5 protein-coding genes are annotated in these 5,208 nt (G+C 73.6%); 2 read left to right on the top strand and 3 right to left on the bottom strand.

What is annotated here, in order from left to right:
• Positions 1–139 precede the first annotated feature (139 nt).
• Positions 140–1,093, bottom strand: a complete 954-nt coding sequence (locus tag FOE67_RS15810; RefSeq protein ID WP_182664769.1) for an ABC transporter substrate-binding protein — start codon at positions 1,091–1,093, stop codon at positions 140–142.
• A 699-nt stretch (positions 1,094–1,792) separates the two neighbouring features.
• Between FOE67_RS15810 and FOE67_RS15805 the strand changes: the two genes are divergently transcribed.
• The gene (locus tag FOE67_RS15805) at positions 1,793–2,959 is read left to right on the top strand and encodes an NAD(P)-dependent malic enzyme (RefSeq protein ID WP_228473933.1); all 1,167 of its coding nucleotides are present in this window, start codon (positions 1,793–1,795) and stop codon (positions 2,957–2,959) included.
• A 386-nt stretch (positions 2,960–3,345) separates the two neighbouring features.
• Here FOE67_RS15805 and FOE67_RS15800 read toward each other — a convergent pair whose 3' ends face one another.
• Positions 3,346–4,119, bottom strand: coding sequence for a class I SAM-dependent methyltransferase (locus tag FOE67_RS15800; RefSeq protein ID WP_182664767.1), 774 nt, complete (start codon positions 4,117–4,119; stop codon positions 3,346–3,348).
• Between the two features lie 120 nt (positions 4,120–4,239).
• Between FOE67_RS15800 and FOE67_RS15795 the strand changes: the two genes are divergently transcribed.
• A complete protein-coding gene (locus tag FOE67_RS15795; RefSeq protein WP_182664765.1) occupies positions 4,240–4,884 on the top strand; it encodes a CGNR zinc finger domain-containing protein in 645 nt (214 codons plus the stop codon).
• Here the strand turns inward: FOE67_RS15795 and sodX are convergent.
• Positions 4,776–5,208 (bottom strand): nickel-type superoxide dismutase maturation protease (sodX, locus tag FOE67_RS15790; protein ID WP_438874231.1); only part of this gene is annotated, 433 nt, incomplete at its 5' end. The genes FOE67_RS15795 and sodX overlap by 109 nt on opposite strands.

Below are 5,208 nucleotides of genomic sequence, written 5' to 3'. Positions count from 1 at the left end.
TCTTTTTTTTCAGAAATACGGCGACCACTGAACTCTCCACTTGCAGCTTCGTCGGCAGCGTAAGAGGTGTATAAGAGACAGCGGGGGCGGTGGGCCCGGCGGGCGGCCGTCGTTCACGGCCGCCCGCCGGGCGGAGGGGTCACTGGCCGGCGTTGACGGTGGCCGAGTCGATGGCGCCGGTCTCGGCGTCCCACTCGGCGAGCACCTCCTGGTAGGTGCCGTCGTCGATGATCGCCTGAAGGGCCTGCTGCAGGGCGTCCCGCAGCTCCGGGTTGTCCTTGGGGACGGCGATGCCGTAGGGGGCGGCGTCGATCTGCTCGCCGACGACCTCGAACAGCTCGCCGTCGCGGGCGGTGGTGGCGTTGTAGAGGGCGACGGGGAAGTCGGTCACCACGACCTGCGCCCGGCCGCTCTGGAGCTGGGTGATCGACTCGTCGTCGGTGTCGTTGACGAGCATCTCGATGGGCTCGTCGCAGCTCTCCTGCTGCCTCTCCACCAGGGCCTCGTTGGAGGTGCCGCGCTGGGAGGCGACGGTCAGGCCGCACAGGTCGTCGAGGGTCGCGACGTCCTCCGGGTTGCCGGAGGCGACCAGGAGCGCGGAGCCGGCCTCGAAGTAGTTGACGAAGTCGGCGCCGCCCTCGGCGTCCTCGCTCAGACCCTCCTGCCGCTCGCGGGTGTCGGTCATCGCCGACATGATCACGTCGTAGCGGCCGGAGTTCATGCCGAGGACCAGGCCGTCGAAGGTGCCGTTGACGAACTCCATCGGGACACCGAGCTGCTCGGCCATGGCGTCGGCGATGGCCGGGTCGATGCCGGTGACCTCGTTGTTCTCGTCGTAGTACTCGATGGGGGCGTAGGCGATGTCGGAGCCGACGGTGATCCTCCCGGCCTCCCGGATGTTCTCGGGGAGCTGGTCGTACAGGGGTGCGTCGGTGTTCACGCCGGCGGCACCGCCGTCACCGTTGCCGTTGCCGTCACCGCCGTCGTCGGAGCCGCAGGCGCCGAGCACCAGCACACCGGCCGTGACCAACGCGCTCGCGGCGAGGAGCCGGGAACGTCGGCGGAGGGACGGACGAGGGGAAGGGGGGGTCATCGCGGTGTCCTCCTGCGGGATGGTGCGGGGGAGTGTGACGAGGGCGGATGCGGAGATCTCTCCACGGGCAGCCGGGCACACGTCTTCGAGTGTCGCGACTTTTTACCAATGGCCGAATCCTGCCATCCGGAGGGATGACGTGCGTTCACCGCTGCGTCACGACCGCATAACGGACGCTTCCGGTCGACGGGGTTCACCCGGTCGGCCCGCCCCTCCGCCCGGGGGCGCGGCCCGGCGCCCGTGCGCGGACGGGTGAGACGAGGATCACGGAGAGCCGCCGACTCCCCCGCCGGCCGGGCCCCGTCCGGTGTCCCCGCAGGTCGGGCCGGGTGGGGGCGGAGCGCGGGGCGCGGGCGGAGCGGCGCGCGGCGCCCCGATTCACCCGATGTTCCGCTCGGCACCGTGACAACCCACTCGTCCCGGCCCCGAGTGATCCGGTAGAACGGTCTGTTACACCCCTCACCCGGGGACCCGGGACGTGCGTGCGGCGCGTCCGGCGTCCGCAGCACCTCCCCGACGGCGGCCCAACCGCCGAAGGGGCGGCGGACGTGGTACCCGCCCGCTCCCCCACCAGGGAGCGGTCACCCTCGACCAGCCATGTGATAAAGGGGTCAAACAGTGGCATCGGAGACCGTCAACTCCACGACCAACCCTCATCGAAATCCCTCACCCGTCCATACCGACGGCGATCCGGAGCGGCTGGGCGCCGCCGCCGGCCTGGACCCGGCGTTCGCCCTGCACCGCGGCGGCAAGATGGCCGTTCGCGCCACCGTCCCGGTGCGCGACGCCGACGACCTGTCCCTGGCCTACACCCCGGGCGTCGCCAAGGTGTGCGCCGCCATCGCCGAGCAGCCGGAACTCGCCCACGACTACACCTGGACCTCGCAGGTCGTCGCCGTCGTCACCGATGGCAGCGCCGTGCTCGGCCTGGGGGACATCGGCCCCGCCGCCTCCATGCCGGTGATGGAGGGCAAGGCCATCCTCTTCAAGCAGTTCGCCGGGGTGGACGCCGTCCCGATCGCGCTGGACTGCCGCGACACCGACGAGATCGTGGAGACGGTGGCCCGGCTGGCCCCCTCCTTCGGCGGCGTCAACCTCGAGGACATCGCCGCGCCGCGCTGCTTCGAGATCGAGCGCAAACTCCAGGAGCGCCTGGACATCCCCGTCTTCCACGACGACCAGCACGGCACCGCCGTCGTGACCCTCGCCGCGCTGCGCAACGCCGCCCGGCTGACCGGGCGCGGCCTCGCCGAGCTGCGGGTGGTCATCTCCGGCGCGGGCGCGGCCGGTGTGGCCATCGCGAAGATCCTGCTGGGCGCCGGGATCGGCGACGTCGCCCTGTGCGACCGTCGCGGCGTGGTCTCCGGCGACCGCGAGGACCTGACCGACGTCAAGCGGGAGATCGCCGGGCTGACGAACCGCGCCGGACTGACCGGCTCGCTGGAGGACGCCATGGCCGGCGCCGACGTCTTCATCGGCGTCAGCGGCGGCACCGTCCCCGAGTCGGCGGTGGCGCGGCTGGCGCCGGGCGCGTTCGTCTTCGCGATGGCCAACCCGAACCCGGAGATCCACCCGACGGTGGCCGCCCGGCACGCGGCGGTCGTCGCCACCGGACGCAGCGACTTCCCGAACCAGATCAACAACGTGCTGGCCTTCCCCGGCATCTTCGCGGGCGCCCTGCAGGTGCGGGCGGCGCGGATCACCGAGGGCATGAAGCTGGCCGCGGCCGAGGCACTGGCGGCGGTGGTCGCCGACGAGCTGACCCCGCAGCGGGTGATCCCCTCGCCGTTCGACGAGCGGGTGGCGCCGGCGGTCGCGGCGGCCGTCGCGGCGGCGGCGCGCGCCGAGGGCGTGGCCCGGCGCTGAGCCGGACGCGCCGCCCCCGGTGACCGGGGGCGGCGGAGGGGTGTCGGCCGGTGGGGCCGGGGGACGGGGCGTCGCGACACGCGGCGTCGCCGTCCGCCGGCCCCACCGCCGCGTGCGGGTCCCACCGCCCTGTGCGGAACCCTCCCGCGTGCACGGGACCCACCGCCGCGTGCGGGCCGGAGCGCCGTGCGGCATGTCCGACCACCCGGGAGGGGACACGACCCCGGGACGGGGACCGTCGGCGCATGCGGTTCCCGGCGCCGGGAGGGCCCCCACCGGCACCCCCGGGTGGCGGGAACCCTGCCGACGGCGGCCGGCGGAACGGGCCGCCCCGGGCGGGCACGCCCGGAGTCGGGGCGACCGAAAGGCGGAGGCGGTGCGGGCGCTCAGCGCAGGCCGAGCACCATGGCGTCGGAGGGCGAGGCCCACACGGTGCGGGCCTCGGCGAAGCCGGCGCCGAGCAGGATCGCGGCGTGCTCGCCGGGGGCCTGGACCTCACCGTCGGAGTGGTCGCCCTCCCTCGGGTCACCGAAGATCCCGAACCGCTCCGCCGCCGCGTCGGCCAGCTCCGGGTCCCGGGCCACCTCCGCCCACCAGTCGGCCCAGTCCTGCGTACCGGCGGCCTTCTCCCGGTCCCGACGGGCGCGGTCGAAGGCGTGCACGGCCTCGTTGATCCGGGGGGTGGCGGGGTCCGGCATGTGATCGGCATTGAGGAACACCCCGCCGGCCCGGACCACACCGCCGGCCAGCCGCTCGTACAGGGTCCGCAGCTCGGCGGTGCGCATCCAGTGCAGGGCGGTGGCCGTGAGCACGGCGTCGAAGGGACCGCCGGCACCGGCCGCGAGGGCCCGGTCGACCCACGCCGCGTCCCGCAGGTCGGCGGCGACGAAGGTCGTCCGCTCCTCCCCCTCGAAGGTGCCGCGGGCGATGGTGAGCAGGGCGGGGTCCAGGTCCACGCCGACGGTGGTGGCGTCGGGGAAGCGCTTGAGCACCCGCCCGGTGATGCTGCCGGTGCCGCACGCCAGGTCGAGGACCCGGGGGCGGTCGCCGACCAGCGCCTCGACGGTGTCGAGCATGACGCGGAAGCGTTCCTCCCGATCCGGCAGGTACCACTCCTGCTGCCGGTCCCAGCTGCGCTGCCACTCCTGCCAGTCGGCCATGGCCGTTCCCCTTCCCGGTCCCGTGCGGGGACCCGACACACCACCGGTAAGGGTCTCGAATCACATTGGACCCTTACCTAGTACAGTGCAGACTGTAGCCCGGCAGCGTAAGGATCTCAAGTGGAACTGACCTATTACGCAGACCTCGCGGTGCGGTTGGTCAACACCGAGGAACCCGCGCGCGACACCGATGCCCTCACCGATGTCGAGGCCGTGCGCGCCCTCTTCGGCCCGAGCCAACCCGCCGTCGCCCGACGTGCCGTGGAAGCCGATGTCACCCGGTTGCGCGGGGTGCGCACCCGCCTGCGGGCCGTCTTCGGCGCCGCCGCCGAGGGCGAGGAGACCCGGGCCGTGGACCTGCTGAACGCCCTGCTCATGGAGTACCCGGTCAGCCCGCAGATCTCCGGGCACGACTACCTCGACGACGCCGGACGGCCGCGCTGGCACATGCACCTCGCCGAACACCCCACCAACGCCGGCGCCGCCTACGCGGCCATGGCCTGCATGGGGCTGGCGGTCCAGCTCACCGACCTCGGGGTGGACCGCCTGGGACTGTGCGAGGCCGAACCGTGCCGCAACGCCTACATCGACACCTCGACCAACCGCTCCAAGCGCTACTGCTCCGACCGGTGCGCCACCCGCGCCAACGTCGCCGCCTACCGCGCCCGCAAACGCCGGGAACGCGCGAGCCTCCCCGCGGACGGACCGGTGCGGCGCACCGCCGAGCCGACCCATTCCAGCGCCGAACGGAGCCGGGAGGGCTGAGTCCGGGACGGCGGTCGCCACCGCAACACCGCCCGGGCGACCACCCCGGCCGGCGGAACGGCGCCGAAGGCCCGGCTGTCGTCGGTGATCCGGGGGTTGTCCCCCAGCAGCCACCAGCCGTCCGGGCGACGCTCCACCGCCCGCTTGACGATCAACAGTCCCGGTTGCCACGGGTGACGCGCCACCACCACGTCACCGGGCCGCGCCGGCGCCCCCCAGCGCAGCAGCAGCCGATCACCGGGGCGCAGCGTCGGCAGCATCGAGTCGTTGCGCACCCGGGCGAACCCCCAGCGCGGCCCGCCGACCCCCGACCCGGGCTCACCG

Source organism: Streptomyces calidiresistens, from assembly GCF_014141525.1.
GTDB lineage: Bacteria > Actinomycetota > Actinomycetes > Streptomycetales > Streptomycetaceae > Streptomyces > Streptomyces calidiresistens.
The sequence above is the reverse complement of the archived record's forward strand: the minus strand, read 5'-3'. Positions and strand labels throughout refer to the sequence as shown.

Excerpts from the sequence above, each read along its gene's own strand:
- FOE67_RS15810 (WP_182664769.1), bottom strand. The coding sequence starts at position 1,093 with ATGACCCCCCCTTCCCCTCGTCCGTCCCTCCGCCGACGTTCCCGGCTC.
- FOE67_RS15800 (WP_182664767.1), bottom strand. The coding sequence starts at position 4,119 with ATGGCCGACTGGCAGGAGTGGCAGCGCAGCTGGGACCGGCAGCAGGAG.